Origin of the sequence: Candidatus Nitrosocosmicus franklandus (assembly GCF_900696045.1) — an archaeon.
Taxonomy (GTDB): Archaea; Thermoproteota; Nitrososphaeria; order Nitrososphaerales; family Nitrososphaeraceae; genus Nitrosocosmicus; species Nitrosocosmicus franklandus_A.
In genome coordinates, this window is record NZ_LR216287.1 from 369027 (window position 1) to 388684 (window position 19658).

Annotated in this window: 21 protein-coding genes and 1 tRNA gene; 7 read left to right on the forward strand and 15 right to left on the reverse strand. The window is 35.9% G+C overall.

Features of this window, described 5'->3' with window-relative positions; all coding sequences use genetic code 11:
• Window positions 1-47: 47 nt before the first annotated feature.
• Window positions 48-371, reverse strand: coding sequence for a hypothetical protein (locus NFRAN_RS01630; RefSeq protein WP_134482784.1), 324 nt, complete (start codon window positions 369-371; stop codon window positions 48-50).
• Window positions 372-490: 119 nt separating this feature from the next.
• Here NFRAN_RS01630 and NFRAN_RS01635 point away from each other — a divergent pair, with 119 nt between their 5' ends.
• On the forward strand, window positions 491-1297 hold the full coding sequence (locus tag NFRAN_RS01635; RefSeq protein ID WP_134482785.1) for a metallophosphoesterase: 807 nt from the start codon (window positions 491-493) through the stop codon (window positions 1295-1297).
• Between the two features lie 28 nt (window positions 1298-1325).
• On the opposite strand, the gene carB is transcribed toward NFRAN_RS01635, so the two are convergent.
• From carB to NFRAN_RS01650, 3 genes are all read right to left on the reverse strand, one after another.
• The gene (gene carB / locus NFRAN_RS01640) at window positions 1326-4493 is read right to left on the reverse strand and encodes a carbamoyl-phosphate synthase (glutamine-hydrolyzing) large subunit (protein WP_232038044.1); all 3168 of its coding nucleotides are present in this window, start codon (window positions 4491-4493) and stop codon (window positions 1326-1328) included.
• A 214-nt stretch (window positions 4494-4707) separates the two neighbouring features.
• On the reverse strand, window positions 4708-5829 hold the full coding sequence (carA, locus tag NFRAN_RS01645; RefSeq protein WP_172602368.1) for a glutamine-hydrolyzing carbamoyl-phosphate synthase small subunit: 1122 nt from the start codon (window positions 5827-5829) through the stop codon (window positions 4708-4710).
• Window positions 5830-5909: 80 nt separating this feature from the next.
• The gene (locus NFRAN_RS01650; protein WP_134482787.1) at window positions 5910-7145 is read right to left on the reverse strand and encodes a glycosyltransferase; all 1236 of its coding nucleotides are present in this window, start codon (window positions 7143-7145) and stop codon (window positions 5910-5912) included.
• Between the two features lie 141 nt (window positions 7146-7286).
• Between NFRAN_RS01650 and NFRAN_RS01655 the strand changes: the two genes are divergently transcribed.
• From NFRAN_RS01655 to purD, 4 genes are all read left to right on the forward strand, one after another.
• Window positions 7287-8474 carry a calcium-binding protein gene (locus NFRAN_RS01655; protein ID WP_172602037.1) on the forward strand — a complete coding sequence of 396 codons (1188 nt, stop codon included), beginning with the start codon at window positions 7287-7289 and terminating at the stop codon, window positions 8472-8474.
• A gap of 34 nt (window positions 8475-8508) precedes the next feature.
• The gene (metG, locus tag NFRAN_RS01660; RefSeq protein WP_134482789.1) at window positions 8509-8850 is read left to right on the forward strand and encodes a methionine--tRNA ligase subunit beta; all 342 of its coding nucleotides are present in this window, start codon (window positions 8509-8511) and stop codon (window positions 8848-8850) included.
• 139 nt (window positions 8851-8989) lie between these two features.
• Window positions 8990-9316: a hypothetical protein gene (locus tag NFRAN_RS01665; protein ID WP_134482790.1), complete on the forward strand. Its 327-nt coding sequence runs from the start codon at window positions 8990-8992 to the stop codon at window positions 9314-9316.
• Window positions 9317-9355: 39 nt separating this feature from the next.
• The gene (gene purD / locus NFRAN_RS01670; RefSeq protein WP_134482791.1) at window positions 9356-10648 is read left to right on the forward strand and encodes a phosphoribosylamine--glycine ligase; all 1293 of its coding nucleotides are present in this window, start codon (window positions 9356-9358) and stop codon (window positions 10646-10648) included.
• On the opposite strand, the gene NFRAN_RS01675 is transcribed toward purD, so the two are convergent.
• The 7 genes from NFRAN_RS01675 to NFRAN_RS01705 form a co-directional block, all read right to left on the reverse strand.
• Window positions 10623-11231 carry a 5-formyltetrahydrofolate cyclo-ligase gene (locus tag NFRAN_RS01675; protein ID WP_134482792.1) on the reverse strand — a complete coding sequence of 203 codons (609 nt, stop codon included), beginning with the start codon at window positions 11229-11231 and terminating at the stop codon, window positions 10623-10625. The genes purD and NFRAN_RS01675 overlap by 26 nt on opposite strands.
• Window positions 11224-12075 (reverse strand): bifunctional 5,10-methylenetetrahydrofolate dehydrogenase/5,10-methenyltetrahydrofolate cyclohydrolase, encoded by an 852-nt coding sequence (locus NFRAN_RS01680; RefSeq protein WP_134482793.1) that lies wholly within the window; start codon window positions 12073-12075, stop codon window positions 11224-11226. The genes NFRAN_RS01675 and NFRAN_RS01680 overlap by 8 nt, the downstream gene beginning before the upstream one ends.
• Before the next feature lie 111 nt (window positions 12076-12186).
• Complete coding sequence (locus NFRAN_RS01685) at window positions 12187-13011, reverse strand: sulfide-dependent adenosine diphosphate thiazole synthase (RefSeq protein ID WP_134482794.1); 825 nt, start codon at window positions 13009-13011, stop codon at window positions 12187-12189.
• A 201-nt stretch (window positions 13012-13212) separates the two neighbouring features.
• Complete coding sequence (locus tag NFRAN_RS01690; protein ID WP_232038045.1) at window positions 13213-13845, reverse strand: DedA family protein; 633 nt, start codon at window positions 13843-13845, stop codon at window positions 13213-13215.
• 228 nt (window positions 13846-14073) lie between these two features.
• Window positions 14074-14634, reverse strand: a complete 561-nt coding sequence (locus NFRAN_RS01695; protein ID WP_134482796.1) for a CBS domain-containing protein — start codon at window positions 14632-14634, stop codon at window positions 14074-14076.
• An 88-nt stretch (window positions 14635-14722) separates the two neighbouring features.
• Window positions 14723-14797: transfer RNA gene (locus tag NFRAN_RS01700), tRNA-Gly, on the reverse strand.
• Window positions 14798-14946: 149 nt separating this feature from the next.
• Entirely contained in the window at window positions 14947-15201 is a 255-nt protein-coding gene (locus NFRAN_RS01705) for a hypothetical protein (RefSeq protein WP_134482797.1), read from the reverse strand.
• 153 nt (window positions 15202-15354) lie between these two features.
• Between NFRAN_RS01705 and NFRAN_RS01710 the strand changes: the two genes are divergently transcribed.
• Together NFRAN_RS01710 and NFRAN_RS01715 are read left to right on the forward strand one after the other, a co-directional pair.
• Entirely contained in the window at window positions 15355-15768 is a 414-nt protein-coding gene (locus NFRAN_RS01710; protein WP_134482798.1) for a hypothetical protein, read from the forward strand.
• Between the two features lie 40 nt (window positions 15769-15808).
• Entirely contained in the window at window positions 15809-16783 is a 975-nt protein-coding gene (locus NFRAN_RS01715) for a DHH family phosphoesterase (RefSeq protein WP_134482799.1), read from the forward strand.
• Between the two features lie 6 nt (window positions 16784-16789).
• Here the strand turns inward: NFRAN_RS01715 and rpsJ are convergent, their stop codons facing one another.
• The 4 genes from rpsJ to NFRAN_RS01735 form a co-directional block, all read right to left on the reverse strand.
• Window positions 16790-17101 carry a 30S ribosomal protein S10 gene (gene rpsJ / locus NFRAN_RS01720; RefSeq protein WP_134482800.1) on the reverse strand — a complete coding sequence of 104 codons (312 nt, stop codon included), beginning with the start codon at window positions 17099-17101 and terminating at the stop codon, window positions 16790-16792.
• 13 nt (window positions 17102-17114) lie between these two features.
• Complete coding sequence (gene tuf / locus NFRAN_RS01725; protein WP_134482801.1) at window positions 17115-18428, reverse strand: translation elongation factor EF-1 subunit alpha; 1314 nt, start codon at window positions 18426-18428, stop codon at window positions 17115-17117.
• A 237-nt stretch (window positions 18429-18665) separates the two neighbouring features.
• Window positions 18666-19016 (reverse strand): phosphomannose isomerase type II C-terminal cupin domain, encoded by a 351-nt coding sequence (locus NFRAN_RS01730; protein ID WP_232037911.1) that lies wholly within the window; start codon window positions 19014-19016, stop codon window positions 18666-18668.
• A gap of 179 nt (window positions 19017-19195) precedes the next feature.
• Window positions 19196-19522, reverse strand: coding sequence for a hypothetical protein (locus NFRAN_RS01735; RefSeq protein ID WP_134482802.1), 327 nt, complete (start codon window positions 19520-19522; stop codon window positions 19196-19198).
• Window positions 19523-19658 lie beyond the last annotated feature (136 nt).

The following is a 19658-nucleotide window of genomic DNA, read 5'->3' on the forward strand; positions in this document are numbered from 1 at the left end:
AAAGTTGTCAAATATAGATAAGGAATATTGTCAGATTTAGAATGTTTCTAATCTGGCCGTGGACTTTTTAATGAGAGAACATATTTTTCGATCTCATTGAAACGTTGAATTGCGTTTTCGCTTTTCATGACCGGGGCAAAAGATTCATCGGTTTTAATTTTTTGGAGAACAAGTATGACTTCGTCTATCGTAACACCATGTTTTAAATCATAATCAACTTGTTTACAGCAATTTGCAATAGTACCATATCTTTTATGTTGTCGTTTTTCCCAAATACTAGCTGTTTCCGATAGACCTGTAATAAATTTCTTGATAGTTTTTTCAACATGTTCTAAATGCCATTGCTTCATGGGAAAACTATTTTGAGTCAAAAAAATATCATTATATAATACACCGAACATACATATAAGTGAAACTTGAATCACTTTGTTTGTATCATTACTCAGTATCCAAAGGACCTTAATCCGTGTGGATAGGCTAACGTTAAGATATGGCCAGCAAGTGCATCCCCATTTATCCTTATCCAATCTTGCTTGTTGAGACCTCAGACTACAGAAAATTCCTCACTATTTCTGATGTTCACATCGGATGCGAAGACAGAATAAGGCGTGCAGGAGTTTTGATCAATCCTCAGGAAAATATTAATAGTTTGGTAGAAACTTTGATGACTGTCCACAAGGATACCGGGGTTAGCAATTTAATCATCTTGGGAGATGTAAAATCATCGACCAATGTAATTTCAAGGTCGGAATGGCATACGGTTCCGGATTTTTTCAGATCTCTATTGAACAATTTTGAAGTATATATAATACCAGGTAACCATGATGGAAATCTAAGCCAGCTTTTACCAACAGATATAAACTTAATGTTAGCCAGAGGAATGCAAGTTGATGATATTCTCTTTATCCATGGCCATTCAGTTCCAAAGATAACTCCAAATGTGAAGAAAATTATTTCTGGTCATCTGCATCCAACTTTAAGAAAAGAAGGAAGCATAATACATGGTAAGAGAGTCTGGATAAGAATCCTTCTTTCTAATGGTGAATATATACCAATTGCAAGTCACATTAGCGATGCAGGTAGAATAGAAGTGATAATATTGCCTCATTTTAACGATTTGCTCGATTTCTTCTACAACTCACATAAGAGGAAAAATGTGTCAAACAAAAAGTCAAAGTTACCTTTTTTGAATAGTATGTTACATAAACACAAATGGAAAATAGACAATGCGTTTATTTATACATTAGATGGTTCTTTGGTGGGAACGATAGCAGATTTGGACCCAATACTCTACTAACGGTTGATTAAGGTAAGTCTACAATTGATTAATAATCTCTGACAGGTCTTACCGTGGGTTTGTTAGTTCTTATCCATTCAAGGGTTTTCACAAATGAGATAGTGCTTTCGACTGTTGTTAAAACCGGTATCCCCATTTCTACAGATTTTCTTCTTATTTGATATTCATCATCTAGCATTCCGACATACTTTTCAATCGTTGAGGTTGAAGGAACATTGATAATAAAATTGATTTTTCTTTCCGTAAGTAAATTTAAAATATTTGGATGTCGTTCAGGTTCACTGATCTTGTGAACAAGTTCTACTCCTTCCAGTCCAGACTTTATAAAGAATTCCGCAGTATGTTCTGTTGCCAGAATCTTAAATCCTAACGAAGAAATCAATGAAACAATCGGAAATAATTTTTCTTTATTCTTTACTCCGCCTATAGTAATCAATGCTGATCCACCTGTTGGTAATGAATATCCCGCAGCAAGATAAGACTTTGACAATGCATCATAAAAAGTATTGCCAAAGCAAGCCACCTCGCCTGTTGACTGCATTTCAACTCCCAACATTATATCGGCCCCTTCAAGTTGCATAAAAGAAAATTGTGGAACTTTAATTCCAAACCCAGACTTTTTTAACCAATGTTCATTATCTATATCTGGCAATCGAATATCCAAGATTGCCTTTGATGCAAGCTCTATCAAATTCAGATCATAAAATTTGGAAACAAAAGGCATTGATCTAGATGCACGGACGTTTGCTTCGATCACATACACTTCGTTGTCTTTGACTAGATATTGTATATTGAGAGGTCCTTTAACATTCAAGGCTTTCCCTATTTTCAAAGTATATTCTATCAATGTATCCATTGTTTCGCGATTTAGTCTCCACGGAGGGATACACATCATTGCATCTCCCGAATGAATTCCAGCATTATCTATATGTTCTATGATCGAACCGATTACAACCCGATCTGTACTTCCTACCGCATCAACTTCGACTTCAGATGCATCTTCCAAAAACTTACTTATGACTATTGGATAATCCGGACTTATACTTGACGCCTCCATTATAAATTGTTCCAATTGTTTTTCACTCCATACTACTTTCATAGCTGCTCCGCTAAGTACATATGATGGCCTCACTAGAACAGGGTATCCTTGATTAAGAGCAAAATTTTTGGAGTCATTCAAGCTTGTAAAGGCCTTCCAAGGGGGTTGCTTTATGCCCAAGTCATCTAGTAGCTTACTGAATTTTGAACGGTCCTCCGCCTTATCGACGTCAAAACTAGAAGTCCCAAGGATGTTGACCTTATGCTTAGTCAGTCTTGCAACCAAATTGTTAGCACTTTGTCCACCCACACATGCTACTAACCCTCTTGGATTTTCCTTTTCATATATGTCTAGGACACGTTCCAAAGTCATCTCCTCAAAGTAAAGTCTATCAGGAACGTCGTAATCTGTTGAAACAGTTTCCGGATTACAATTAATTATGGCCAAATTGTCGATTTTGTTACTTCTCAAACCATAAACCATATTAACTGTGGCCCAGTCAAATTCAACACTACTTCCAATTCGGTATGGACCGGCACCAAGTACTATTATCGCATTGGTTTGATTATCCTTTGGAAAAGAAATGTCGTCATATGATCCATTGTATGTAAGATACAAATAATTGGTTTTGGCTGGCCATTCTGCTGCCAACGTATCTATTTGTTTTATGACCGGTAAAATACCAAGCTTGTTTCGCAATTCTCTTACTTGATCTTCACTTAGACTCCAACAGCGACCTATCTGCTTGTCAGAAAAACCTAGCTTTTTTACCTCTTTTAGTAACCCTATATTCAGGTTGGCTTTCTTAAGCTGTTCTTCCTTGTCAACTATATTCTTGATTTTCATTAAAAACCAAGGATCGATTGACGAAAGATTGCTTATGTGTTCTATACTCATGCCGAATTTAATGGCTCTAACAACGTTGAAAATAATTTCATCATCAGGATGGATTAGAGAGTACTCAATTTTTTCTATTACAGAAGGATCAATGTGATCAGTTACGTCATCCGACTTTCTTTTCCTTAGATAAAATTCATTTTCATCTTCTAGATTACACACTAATCCATCTTTACCAATCTCACACATTCTTATCGCTTTCTGGATAACTTCTTCAAAGTTCTTTCCAATCGCCATAACCTCACCAACAGATTTCATTGCACTACCGAGCTTCCTTTTCACAAGTTCGAATTTTTTGAAATCCCAACGAGGCATTTTGACCACCATGTAATCTAATGCAGGTTCAAAACAAGCTGAAGTAACTTTGGTTATCTTATTGACCAATTCGGGTAAAGTATAACCAAGGCCTATCTTAGCAGCCATATATGCAAGCGGGTAACCTGTAGCCTTACTAGCCAATGCAGAAGACCTAGATAATCTTGCATTGATTTCTATAGCACAGTATTCTTCGGATTTAGGGTTTAAACCAAACTGGATATTGCACTCACCATTTATCCCGCAATAAGAAGTTGCCCTTAAAGCCGCATCCCTTAACATATGGTATTCATGGTTGTTTAAGGTCTGTGATGGAGCAACTACAATATTATCTCCCGTATGGACCTTCATGCCTAAAACATTCTCCATATTGCATACAATTACGCTGTTCCCTTGAGAATCTCTCATAACTTCGTATTCTATTTGTTTCCATTCGCCGACATATTTTTCGATTAGAACTTGATGAACCATGCTAAGGGACAAACCGCGATGCACTATCTCATGCAGATCAAATTCATTATAGGCTACTCCGCCTCCTCGACCACCTAATGTGTAAGCAACCCGTATGATTACTGGAAAGCCAATCTGCTTAGATATTTGTAGTGCCTCTTCATATGTATATGCTGTAGCGCTATCTAGAACTGGAACGTTACTGTTGATCATTGCATCCTTAAATTTTTGCCTATCTTCGGTTATTTTGATTCCGTCGATTGAGGTATTAAGAACATTTACACCATACTTTCTCAATACATCGTTTTCATACAGGTCGACACCGCAGTTTAGCGCGGTTTGACCTCCGTAACTTAACATTATGGAATCAGGACGTTCATTCTCAATGACCTGTTCAACAAAATTCCTATTAATTGGTAACAAATACACCTTATCTGCAAACTTATTATCAGTTTGGATTGTAGCAATATTAGGATTAATCAGGATACTTGTGATTCCTTCTTCCTTTAAGGCTTTGAGGCACTGAGACCCAGAGTAGTCAAAATTGCGGTTAGATAAATATTCTAACTCTCGCCTGCTTCTCCGATCTTTATAGCACCACTGCCTAACACAAGAACCTTATTTATAGTCCTGTTTCGAGGCATTAATTGTCACCACAATTACCAATTTAATCAGAACTATCTTCTTTAGGAATTAAATTTATACCTTTTTATGAAATAACCTTTTCGGTTTTTTTCACTAATTCTTTGAACTTTTCGAAAACATACAAGCAATCATCCGGACCAGGTGAGGCCTCGGGATGGAATTGTACCGCAATGATAGGCTTGCTTCTATGTTTTATTCCTTCAACAGTATTGTCATCAATATTCTTAAACCAGACTTCGAATTCGGTATCCAACAAGCTATTAGATTCCACACCATAGCCATGATTTTGGCTGGTAATAAGGGTAATTTTTGAATCCAAGTCTAAGCAACTTTTATTCTGTCCTCGGTGTCCAAATTTCAGTTTGTGAGTTTTCGCTCCACCGGCTAATGCAAGAATTTGGTTTCCTAAGCAAATCCCCAACGTAGGAATTGATTTTTCTATTACCTTGGACGCAGTTGTTATAGTTTCATTGCACAAAATTGGATCCCCTGGCCCATTACTAATTACAACACCAACAGGATCATATGACAAAATTTCGTTTATAGTAGAGTCCCATGGAAGGCGAACTACATTGAATCCTAATTTGAGCAAATTTCTTATTATACTATATTTTGTTCCAGTGTCTATTAGCACAATTTTGGAATTATTATCATTTTTGTTACCATAATATCTTGGCTCCGAAATCGATACTTCAGGCATAAAATTGCATGAATCATAATCAAATTTATCCAGTAATGATGATGAAGACCCATCCATTATCAATTTGCCGCTCATAACCCCATGGGAGCGAATTTTTTTAGTCAATTCTCGTGTATCTATATTCGTAATTCCAGGAATTCGTTCCTCGTACATCCATTGATCCAAAGTTCTTGTGCAGGTCCAATGGCTTGACACGGTTGACAAATTATTGACAATTATACCGCTAGTCTGAATCCTGTCGGATTCAAAATACTTTGGTAAACCATATTCGTCCAAATTGTCCATAGATGGGACTCCATAATTACCAATTGAAGGATACGTAAAACAAAGGATTTGTCCTTTGTATGAAGGATCTGTCATTGTTTCCGTATAACCTACCATACCAGTGTTAAATACAATTTCTCCAGACACGTTAATCGGATAACCGAACCCTATCCCCTCAAAAACCGTCCCATCTTGTAGAACTAATTCTGCCTTAGTTTCTATTGGTTTACTAAAGAGTGTTGGAATAATTTATCCCCTAAAACCCAAAAAGTCAAATCATTTATAAATTTTTGTAACCTAGATCAAAGATTGATTTCGTTATAATTATACTCACTATCCCTCCATCTTACTTTTGCATTATTTCGAAAGGTCAATATCGACCAAATAAAAGAGAAAGAAACTATCATGCATCCTACTGGAGCACCTACAAAATAAAACGTACTATGAGTATTGGCTTTTTTTAGTTGGTAATAGTTTGTTATAAGGATAATTATCACGCATATTAAAGATAAAATCAATAGACAATATGAGGACCAGTTTGGTTGAGCTGAAAATGCAATAACCAAAGAGATATAAGAAACTATCACAAATGGAAAACTCATCAAAAGAAAAATCCCAAGCGTCATAACGACAGAATTTCTTCGATCGGTAAAATACAATGGAATAATGAGTCTTTTGAGTGAATTCCATAAAGTACCAAAATCACGTGCCCAAAAAGCCTCAAGCAGGTTTTCCCCTCTAAACATTTTCAATCTAAAACCCTCCTCTTTAAGCTTTTTACCTAACGCACCATCCTCAACTATTTCAGATTTTACGGCCTCATGAGTCCCAACACGCTCGTAGCAGTCACGTGTTATTACAAAAAAACTGCCAAATAAATATCCAATTTTGACGTTGGGATCATTTACCCTCATGGGAGAGTACCTGCTAAACATAAATATTGAAAGGACAGGTAATACCAATTTAACTATAAGATTCGGATATTTCAATTTAGGTACAGCTGTTAGAACATCCAAGTTTTCCTCTTTAAGCGTCCTAATTGAATCCCTGATACTATTTTTCGAATGAATGGTGTCCGCATCAGTAAACATAAGATAATTCCCCTTTGCATTGACATAACCAACATAGCATGGCCAATTCTTTCCTATCCAGCCTTTAGGTTTGGGTCCTGCCTTAAATACTCGAATTTTGTGATTATCCTCTAGCTTCTGCATGAGGGAGAAAGTGGAGTCTGTTGAATTATCATCGATTAACAGGATTTCACAATTGTTGGCATTTTGATCCAATAAGCTAGTAACACATTTCAGTATGTATTTTTCTTCATTCCTTGCAGGTATAATAATACTTACGAGTTCATTGTGACAGTAATGGCCATTTTTCCTTCGTATAATAGGGGATAAATCAAAAGATCTTTTTAACATAACCAAGAGATAAATCCATATTCCAATAGCTCCTAAAACAATTATAGAAAATAACAAATTAAGTAACAGTAGGACGTCCAACAAGAATTCAAACCCTCGAGTACCATATAAAGACACTTAAACCTATATATTTACTAAACATTTTTAAGTAAACCTTATTTATAAGCTTATTTGATGCTAAAACTTATGCGAAATAAACTAATCAAGATTAGTTTGATCTTAATTGTAATAACAACTATCCTGTTTTCTCAAAATTATATGAGTCAAAATTCCTTTGCACAAACTAATCAGAGTTCAATAGACGGGATTCTTTCTTGTGATTTCGTACAATTTTGTTCAAATCCAGTTCAAGTAACTAGAAATTCTCTTGAGTCAACTATCGTAACATCACCCACAGAAACCTCAGATTCAACTCAAGCTGTCTCTGAAGATGAGAATCAAGCTGTATCTGAGTCACCAGAAGTAATCCCTGACGTAACTTCCAATATTTCGCTAATTATGACTCCCGACTTGCCTAGTAATTTTGCAACAGATAACCTCGGTGACTCTGCAGACCCCTCACTACAGAATCCTAATAATACAATAGATGGCATCGTAGATGATGCCAACACAACTAGTTTGAATACAACCACAGATAATACCACAATAATTACACCGTCTTCAAGTAACATATCTCAGCAATTAGAGGAAGACATTATAACACTTCAAGATGGTTTAGAAGATAACAATACAGCTGGCTTGAATGGTAATAGCACTACAACTGATTTGCTTTCTCCTACAAATGTAACGTCCCAAGGTACGATGAATGTCAATTCTGAACTTGGTGTTGCAAACGAGACAATTGATACAACTGCTGCAAACGAGACAATTGATACAACTGCTGCAAACGAGACAATTGATACAACTGCTGCAAACGAGACAATTGATACAACTGCTGCAAACGAGACAATTGATACAACTGCTGCAAACGAGACAATTGATACAACTGCTGCAAACGAGACAATTGATACAACTGCTGCAAACGAGACAATTGATACAACTGCTGCAAACGAGACAATTGATACAACTGCTGCAAACGAGACAATTGATACAACTGCTGCAAACGAGACAATTGATACAACTGCTGCAAACGAGACAATTGATACAACTGCTGCAAACGAGACAATTGATACAACTGCTGCAAACGAGACAATTGATACAACTGCTGCAAACGAGACAATTGATACAACTGCTGCAAACGAGACAATTGATACAACTGCTGCAAACGAGACAATTGATACAACTGCTGCAAACGAGACAATTGCGGGTCAAACCCAAGGAACAGTTCAACAAGACAACAATATTCCTACATCTTCTTCAGATACTGAGACCGAAAACCCTCCTTCTCCAACTGCATTTCTAGACCCAATTATCAATCCATTTAAGGAATTCTTTGGAATAAACTAATACGAGATCATCTTTTATTTTTGATTGGCGAAACATGAATACTAATAACAAAGAGATCACTTTGGAGGAATTTAGTAAAGTCGATCTCAAAGTCGGAAAGGTATTAAATGCTGAGAACTTAAAAGGCTACAAGAAAATTCTGAAAATCACTGTTGATCTTGGAGAAGAGGTACGAGAAATAATGTCGGGGATAGCCAAATATTACACTCCGGAAGAAATAGTCAACAAGAACGTAATTGTATGTACAAACCTTGCACCCAGAAAATTTGGTGAACAGGTTTCGCATGGGATGCTATTGGCAGCTAGTAATGAGAACGGTCGACCTGTTTTACTAACAGTTCTAGAAGATATCAAACCAGGTTCAAAAGTTTCCTAAAACTTGTTGACAAAATCAGATATAGATTCATTAATTATCGATCGATACTCCTACAAGTTATTCCATACCGTAATGCTAATTAGTTTAGAAGAATGATATTTGTAATAAACATCTCTAATTTCCAAGATCTCGATATAAATTGAATAGAAAGAATGTTTTGCATGGTGATGGAAATTCATATATCAGTGATGTTCCCATAAAAAAACATTTGTTCCTACCGTCTGGTAATTTCATATGGGAAATAAGAAGCAAAAAGGATGATTACTCCTATTTCATTGACTCAAGAAAAGAATCTTGTACTTGTAAGGGATATTACTACCACCATAGTGAAAAGAATAGGTGTTATCACTTCGACAAAGTAACCGAGTGCGAATCAAAACCAAGTTACAAGATAGATATACATCATGATACATATTACAATGAATTTTTAAAAAAAATGGTACTTGAAATAGTTTTTAGGGCTTAGTTGATTTCAAATATATAATAGATAACAAATCTAACGAATATGCATGGGTATGAGAATGTACTGATTGTTGGTTCAGGAGGACGTGAACACGCATTAGGTTGGAAGGTCTCACAAAATGAGCATATTCACAAAGTAATATATGCAAATGGAAATGGCGGTACTGCCGAGAATATTCCGATACTTCCAACCAAAATAAATGAGTTAGCGGATTATGCCAGAAAAAACAAGTGTTTCACCATAGTTGGTCCAGAAATACCACTATCAATGGGAATAGTAGACGGCTTTCAGGCGTTTGATCTTCCAATCTTTGGTCCAACCAAGAGTGCTACCAAAATAGAATCAAGTAAAGAATTTTCCAAGAATTTCATGAAAAAGTATGGTATTCCGACTAGTGATTATCGTGTGTTTACTGACTACGGTAAGGCTGTTGATTTTGTAAATAGAATAGACTATCAGGCAGTCATCAAAGCTGATGGGCTAGCGGCAGGAAAAGGGGTTTTTGTAAGCAATAGCAAGTCAGAAGCAATAGATGCAATTGATTTATTATTGAACAAAAAAGTGTTTGGAGATTCCTCAAACAAAATTATTGTAGAAAAAAAAATAGTTGGTGATGAATTGTCCATGATAGCTATTTGTGATGGCAAAAATTTCGTAATTTTGGATTCCTGTAGAGATTATAAAAGAGCTTTTGATAACGATATGGGCCCTAATACAGGAGGTATGGGCAGTTATTCGCCTATTCCAGAAATTACAGAAATCGAAAAAGAATACATCGCAGAAAAGATATTCCAACCTGCGATTAAAGGCATGAACACAGAAGGCAGTCCATTCAAAGGGTTCCTCTATGCAGGATTGATCATAGAAAAGCATACAGGGAAACCTCATGTGTTAGAGTTTAACGCAAGAATGGGTGATCCAGAATGTCAACCGCTTATGATGAGGATGCAATCGGATTTATTCCAATATATAGAAGCAGCAGAGCACCAAGCCTTAGATACAATGGATCCTGTCGAATGGAAAAAGAAATATTCAGTCTGTGTAGTAATGACATCTAAAGGATACCCCGATAAATATGAAACAGGCTATAATATTAAAGGGATAAGTAACAACTATGATCCAGATTTAATGTTGTTTCACTCTGGAACGAAACTGAATCAAGATAAAGAACTTGTTACAGCAGGCGGTCGTGTTCTAAGTATAACTTCTATTGGAAATACACTAAATGAAGCTATCGAGAGAGCATATAAGGAGGTTTATAAAATAAGCTGGGGCAACGATCAACAACAATTTAGAAAAGATATAGGATTCAAGTCTCTTCAAGGCCAGGTCTGAAAAATCTGGTTTCGGCTTCTGTAAATAGAGCATCTAGTTTCGCATCATGATCAAAATACTCTATTTCCTGAGGATGGACTTGAAAATTGTAACCCAATCCTGCAATAGTACACTTTTTTCTATCTAAGGAACTGATTAGTTTGTCATAATAACCTTTACCATAACCGATCCGGTTTCCGAAAAAGTCAAACACTATTCCCGGGATTATTAACAAATCTAACTCATGATTCATATATATGTTATCATATATTGGTTCCATAATATTGTATTTTCCCTTCTGCAACCCCATTATTGATTCATACTTGTAAAAAAGTAACCTTCCATCAACAACAGCAGGTAGGCAAATTGTTTTAAAGTGTGATAGAGAATAAGTGATTATCCTAAATGTTTGTACTTCATTTAATATCGGGTAATACAAACCTATTACCTTTGCTTTGCAAAAAAGGTTTGAGGTAATAAGCCTGGCTTGAATTGCCCAACTCCTAATAAAGGAATCAAAAGATGACAAGGCTTTCCTGACCTCAAGGTACTTTAACCTTAGTCTTGTCCTATCTGTAACCATAATATCTCGATCATCAATCATTGAATTTGGCAGCTTCTACAGTGTTATTTAGCAACATACAAATCGTCATAGGTCCGACTCCTCCAGGTACGGGGGTAATATATCCTGCCTTTTTCTTGACCGCATCAAAATCTACATCTCCACATAGTTTTCCTTTTACCCTATTCGTTCCTACATCAATTATTGTCGCACCCTCCTTTATCATGTCTGCTGTTAGTATGAATGAATCTCGTTTTCCAACTGCTGTGATAACGATATCAGAGCTCTTAGAGAATTGAGCAATATCACTGGTGTGAGTATGAGCTATAGTAACAGTAGCATTTTTTTCAAGTAACAAGCTTACTAACGGCTTTCCAACAAGATTACTACGATTGATGACGAGTACGTTTGAGCCATCTATAGGGATATCGTAAAAGTGAAATAACTTCATAATCCCTAGAGGAGTACAAGGTATTAATCTCGCTTTGTTGTTTACTAATAACCCTGCGTTGATATACGTCAAGCCATCTACATCTTTGCGGGGGTCGATTTTGTTAATGATCCTGTGCTTATCCAAATGTGCAGGCAATGGTAATTGCAGTAATATTCCATGGACCAAACGATCAGAATTTAGATCCTCTATTAATTTAATAAGATCGTTTTCAGAAGTATTACTATCTAATCGGTAATCAAGTGTCTTTATTCCTATTGAATTAGCTGCTTTTTGTTTATTGTTGACATATACTATTGATGGAGGATCTTCACCAGTTAATATCGTGGCCAAACATGGAATTACATCCGCTTTGCGTAATTTATCAATCTCAGTTTTGAGATTTTCTTTAACATGTTGTGAAACTGTTATTCCATCAATAATTTTTGCAGTCAATATTTAGATATTTAAAAAATAAATATAATTTTAATATTGTTACTTACTTCTCCAATAGATGGTCATCTTAAACCGTTTTAATAAACAAAAAATTTGTTGTAAAGTAAAAATCTATTTTATTCTATTCTTACTTTTGATTTGAGGGATTGAAGGGGATTTAAGTTTGGTGATTGCAACTTCTGCAGCTTTTTTACCAGATAATAACATTGATCCAAATGTAGGACCCATTCTTGGTAATCCATAGGTTTCAGTTACTGACATGCCAGCTACAATCAAGCCTGGGAAAACCTCTCCTGTTGAATGTACGACACCGTCTTCTCCGCCTTCTACCCACATTGGATTCATACCTTTCCAGTCAACTAGACCCCTCTGCATTAATCTCTTTACAGCGACGGAATCATGACCAGTTGCGTCGACCACAATTTTACTTTCAAATGCCACCGGATCAACGCATGTTATATTCCTCGGTAATGCTGATACGGGCATCCAATTTACAACAACCCCATTGACCCTTTTATTCTTCAAGACCAAGTCATCGAATTTCGTAAGTTGTAAAAATCTAACTCCTGCATCACATGCGGCCGATATCAATTTCGAGCATGCATCAGGTCCCCACGCCGCATAAAGATTATCATTTATCTTACGATAACGTACACCTAATTCATCCCATACTTCCTGAGCAGGAGCCCTTACTGTCACTGGGTTCATCATATAACCACCTACCCAATAGCCTCCGCCGAGATAGTTGTTCTGTTCGATAATCAAAGTCTTTATCCCACGTTTTGCAATTTCTCTTCCTGCTGATAAACCTGCGGGACCGGCACCTAAAATAATTACGTCTGAATCACTATACTCTTGAATAGTTTCAAAGAACATTGAAGCTATAGAACGTGTAATTTCTTTCTCACTCACGTCAGCAAATATTTTTTTTTCCATAAGTGAATTTCAATATAGCAGTATTAATACATTCTTGATTGATTATAAAACCAAGATAACAGCAAAATGAAAAATTATGATTTTTCAGTCATTCTATTGATGAATTCTCGATAGCAAATTTGGATCTTTTTAGCGGTTGACCTATTATATTCATAATTATGGAGCTTCATTACTTATTGGTATGCAACCCCAAATGGCTGTTTAGGTATCGATTGATCCTTTTCGTTTCTTCTTTTTTCTTATCAAATAAAAAATAACAACGCTTACAAAAATTGCAGTAGTAAGTATAGACAAAAGCGGAAAATAGTCCGATAATGAATCGGACAATTCGCTCCAGGAGTTCCCTAAAAGGTATCCAGAAAAAACCAACACGGTGCTCCAAACCAAGGAACCAAGAAATGTAAATATAGTAAACTTGACGATAGGCATTCTGGCAATCCCTGCAGGAACACTGATTAATTCACGAACCCCAGGAGCCATTCTGCCTAAAAAAACAGCATAAATACCGTATTTCTCAAACCATTTTTCAGCTGTTTCTATTTTTTCCTCACTCACAAATACATATTTTCCTAATTTCACTATGGCTATCCTACCAATCTTTAATGAGATAAAATATATCAACACGGCCCCTATGGTCGCCCCTACTGCTCCGCTTACAGCCATTAAGAAGGTTTCTAAATACGTAAAATTAGATCTAAATCCAACAAAACCGGCCAAAGGAAAAATAACTTCACTTGGTATAGGTGGAAAAATAGTTTCAGCAAATGCTGCTATAAAAAGTCCTAGGTAACCGTAAGATGATACAATAGAGGTGATAATGTTAATGATTTCCACAGCCAATCAGTTCACTTTAATGTGTTAAATTTAATTAACATTTGCTATTTTTCAAGTTTTGAAAATAAGATTAATTAGGTATGAAATGTTATTATGGATATTGACCAAAAAAATATGCGCGCTTTGTTTAGAACAACTTCCGGAGCGTTCTAAAGTAAGTATTTGCGATGAATGTATGAAATGTGCCGATTGTTGTGTTGGATTAGAAAAACTATAATCCCCCAATCATTAACTGCGTTCGACAATCTTCAAGGTGTCTGTAAGGGTAATTATGCCTATTACATTACCCTTTTCACTAACTAATACGCATTTTGCAAACCTTACTAATGAGACTAAAGCTTTAGCAGGAGTAGATTCATCTACAAGTGGTGGCGGTGGGTCCATTACAGCACCCACCTTGACTAAGTGAATATCCTTATCAGTATTTTCTATCATTATTCTTGCTAAATCATCTTCTGTCAAAATACCTACTAACTTGCCACCGTTAAATACCGGCATTTGACTGATACTATGATCGCGCATTTTTATAATAGCAGCACTTAGTGACTCTTCACTTTGGATTGTAATTAGATTTCTATTACAGATATTTCCAGCTTTAATAGAAGCATCGGATTCCATCGATAATAATATCTCAAATATACGCTTTGCAGTATCATAGCTTGGTTTACATCTACCAGATTCAATTTGATTCACCATTGAAGTACTTATCCCACAGAGTGTAGCCAATTTCTTTTGAGTTACACCCAACTTAAGCCTAGCTTGCTTAATATAGTCAAGATGAGGCAGCATGTTAAGTAATATTAAATTAATGCGATTAGTAATTTTAATTATACGATAAATAGAATTTTAACCTGGTAGCGTCATTGCAAAAAATGTATGCGACGGCCGGGATTTGAACCCGGGTTACCAGATTGGCAATCTGATGTCCTAGACCAAACTGGACGACCGTCGCCTTCCTGATTTTTATTTAACAATGGTTATATTAATTATTTGGTAATAATGAATATACTCATGACGAAACTCTAGATTAGATATTAGACACAAGAATTCAACTATTGTCAAGCTATGACTTGAAAAGCGATACTACTGATGAATTACTCGTCATAGTTCGATTTCATGTGTTGGTTCTAATATTTTTTCTGTCCCAGTAGGTTTTTTCATTACATTATATTCTTCAAAAAGAGAATCCAAGGTATCTTTCTTTACGAAAAACTCTTTCTCGATAAACTCGGTATCATGATTATCACTGTATTCACGTATTAGGACCTTGAAAACACCCTTTTTTATTTCTCTCACTAAGAAATCAGCATTTTCACCTTCATAATTAAAGTACGTAACATACTCCGAGATTGGCACTTCCAATTTCCTACAAATTAAGTCGAAAATCAACTAATATTAGTGTATCAAAATATGAATCAGAAGGTATATAACTTACATGTTGAGTTTATTAGTAGCTTTATAATAACCAGCCTTATTAATTCTTAAATACTCAACTGACTCTTTAAAGTTATGCACAAAAACTCATCTGCGAAATCCCCAATAGTGCAAATTTCAGGATCATGTCTTGACTTTGAAAAGGAAAGAAACATTATCTTAGATGTCATAGGTGAATTAGAATGGGGTGCTCATTATGAATCAAATTTTGAGTGCTCATCCGAAGGGAAGACTATGGGTTGGGATTTTTTTAACATGTACATTGAATTGGATTTTATAAAAACCTTAGCAGAAGTGCATCCTAGTATAAGCAAGGAAGAAGGGAACATGTTGGAACAGCAATTTTTGTTATGGCTTGAAAAGCAGTTCAAGAAAATTAAGAAGGATTATCACCTTAGACTCGTGGAAACCCCTTATGAAATTTCCAAAGGCTTCAGAATTGATCCGGAATTCTATAGAACCGAAGAAAGGTTATGGGATCTTCGATAAGTTTTAAAACTAATTTTATTCTTATGATAAGTTAAGATCATTGAATGTCATCATAGTTTCACATGAGTCAGATGTTGATGGACTATTTTCTTCGTCTATTGTTCTTATGCGCTATCCCCAAGCAAAGACGCTATTCACCTCGTATGGTAAGGAAAATTTTGACAGGATTTCAGAGATAATTTATAGAGAAGTAATGAAGAATTCCAGACACGGACTATTGGTTTTTTGTGATTTGGGACCAAACGATGAGATCATCCCTCTAATATCCGAGCTATTTGAATTTGTTCGTTCAAACTCTTGGTCAATTCTATGGATAGATCACCATCCGTGGACAAGGAAAGCGCTCGATCTATTCACCAAAGATGGGAATAACCTCACTAAGCTCATTCTTGATACATCAGGGGAAAAATGTGCATCAGAATTGGCTTACGAATTTTTGTTGAAAGATAATATTATAGCACAAAATCTTGCGTCAATGGCACACACTTCTGATTTTTTATTAAAAGACCAGTTCATGCCACCTCTGCCAGAATTAATTATATTCTATAGAACTTTACCTGATTTTTATAACAAACTGACTATTCTATCGAGAAAGATTTCCCAAGGCATCTTGTGGGATACAGAAATGCATGTGGAATATGTTTTATATTCCAAGCTTCGTGACGAATCAAAAATAGAGGCATGGAAAAAGATTCAAGAGATTAAACTCTCTGGAGGCATAAAGATGGCTATCATTCCCATTGGTCCTTATATCCAATCAAGCTTATTCTCTGAAGAAATTTTTGAAAATACCGACGTAGATATCGTATTTTTGCTTTCAAGAGAGGGAAAAGTCAGTATCCGCCGGAAGAATCCGTTACTGAATTGTAATGACATTGCTTCAGAACTTTTGGAAGGAGGCGGCCACAAGTATGCAGCAGGAGGAAAAATAAGATCAGACCCAGAAGACATTGATATGGTAATTTTGGAACTAACGAAGGCTGTGGAGAATTCGATCAAAATCAAAAATGATTAGGATTTTTTATTGAGTTAGAGATACCTCAATATACACATCCTCAGGTATTTTAAGACGCATAAGTTGTCGGATGGATCTATCATCCGCTCCTAAATCGATTACTCGCCTATGTACTCTGAGCTCGTACTTATCCCATGTGTTTGTACCTTGACCACATGGCGATTTCCTTGTCACTACTCTCATTTTCTTGGTTGGTAAAGGATGAGGCCCCTTTAATCGTATTCCGTTTTTTTCTCCAATGTCTTTAATCTCTGTACACACATTCTCCAATGTTGATAAATTGGTGCTAGTCAGCTTGATCCGGGCTTCTTGAGGCATCCGTTATCACTCTTTATTTCTTATTAGGATCATATTTTTCGGTAATCGTTTTCACAATTCCCGCGGCAATGGTGGTTCCCATATCTCTAAGTGCAAATCTACCAATCTCAGGAAATTCTTTGAAAGTTTCTATAGCAAGGGGACGTACAGGTCGAATTTTCACTATTGCTGCATCACCAGTTTTCAAGAACTTTGGTTTTTCTTCCACTACTCCACCAGTTTTGGGATCGATTTTTGCAACAAACTCGGAAATAGTGGCTGCAACCTGTGCTGTATGGGCATGAAGCACAGGAGTGTAACCTGGAGCCATTGCAGTAGGATGATGTATTACAATGATTTGTGCTTCAAACTCTTTTGCAACACTTGGCGGATTATCAATGTTGCCAATGATATCTCCCCTGTGTATAGCTTTTTTATCTACCCCTCTAAGATTAAATCCAATATTATCTCCTGCTTCAGCATAATCCATTTGAGTATGATGAGTTTCAATGGATTTAATTTCTCCAGGAACACCAGATGGCATTACTATTACCTTTTCGTTAACCTTCATCTTACCTGTTTCAATCCTGCCTACTGGAACTGTTCCAACACCGGTAATAGTGTAAACATCTTGTACTGGTACTCTCAAAGGTTTGTTTATAGGTTTTTCTGGAGGGGTAAAAGCATCAAGTGCTTCAGCTAATGTAGGTCCCTTATACCAAGGCATATTCTCAGATCTCTTTACCAAATTGTCACCTTTCCAAGCAGAAACCGGAATGAAGCTGACTTTGGATGTATTGTATCCAACCATTTTCAACATCTTTTCAACTGTTTCTTTGACTTCGTTGTATCTTGCCTCAGAATAACCTACATCATCCATCTTATTCAAAGCAACCACAATCTGTCCTACACCCAGTGTCCTCGACAGGAAAGCATGCTCTCTCGCTTGCCCGCCTGGTTCAGTTGCAGCCTCGGTTTCACCAGGCTTAACAGAAACTACTAATATTGATGCATCAGCTTCCGAAGCTCCAGTGATCATATTTTTAATGAAATCTCTATGCCCTGGTGCATCAATCAGTGTATAAAAGAATTTTTGCGTTTCAAACTTTTGAAATGCTAAATCTATTGTAATACCTCTTTCTCTCTCATCTTTTATACTATCTAGTACCCAAGCATACTTGAAAGTATCACCTTTTCCAGTTGCTTCAGACTCTTTAGCAAAAGAATCTATTGTTCTTTGATCAATGACACCTAAATCTACCATTAAATGACCAACGGTAGTTGATTTACCATTATCAACATGTCCTGTAACCACCAAATTCATATGTGGTTTTTTACTTGCGCTCATAAAAGATAAAAATCCATCAGGGGTTTATTTGTATTTCGTTATCTTTTTTATAATAACGTTTTGCAGCTCTATAATGTTAGAGAGCAAAAACTTGCTATAAATTGTATCCATGCCTTAATATACTTATCCAATAACTATGTTCTACGGAGCATAATAATAACGAGTCTCCAAATTTGCATTGGAGTCTCCTTACTCCCAATTCAGATGCAGTACAATTGCGATTCAAATTTTAACACATTATTTTGAATTCCTATTGTAAATATCTTCAATTCTTACAATATCGGATTCATCAAATTCACCAAATGAGATCTCCAAGATTGTAGAAGGAAAATCAAGATTAACTACTCTATGCCTAGAACCTTTAGGGATGTAAATAGTGTCATTTTCATTTAATATCCTTTTTTCTTGATTTAACTCTACTGATATGGAACCCTTGATCAATTTCCACCATTCTTCTCTCTTATGATGATATTGAAGACTGGTTTGAGAATTTGGATTCAAGTGTAAAAGCTTAACTGTGCATTTTTGATTTTCAACAAACTTCTCAAATCGACCCCACGGTCTAACTTCCTCATAAACATGTATCATTATAACCAATTCTATTATTCTACAACATATTTAAAAATAGATGAACATCACGGCTAGTAGAATAAAGGAAATAAAATATAGAAGAAATATCGGACAAGAATGAAATTTAATTCTTCGTTCTTTTACGGTCTTATCGTGAAACACATTCATAATTTTCACAAAAAAGAAAAGGATCCGAATTAGTGGATTGAAACCAATGCATCATCTAATGTATTAAAGCATTGTATAAAGAGGTAATCTGATCGTTCAAAAATCCATTCCGCAAATTCATCGAACGTAAATACCCTTTGATGCTGAACAGCGATTGGAACATAGCCTCCGAACGTAATTACTTGGATAACAACGAAATCCTCATTTACGATTGCAAGCTCCTGTTCCCCGTAGTCACAGACTTCATCAAGTAAGGTCGTATAAAGTACCACTGGTTTGCCTGTTTCGGCTACGTTTCGAGAAAGGTCAAATAACTTTTCCTTGAAATTATTAATCAAGCAATTTTCGAAGGACATTTGTTTACTTTCTTGCAAACCAGGGTTTTTTTTCAAGCAATACTAAATTGCTCAAAAAGAATTTATCTACATTAAAGATCACTACAATTGACACTTTGACCAATGTTTGTTAATCACTTTTTCGACTTGAAATAAT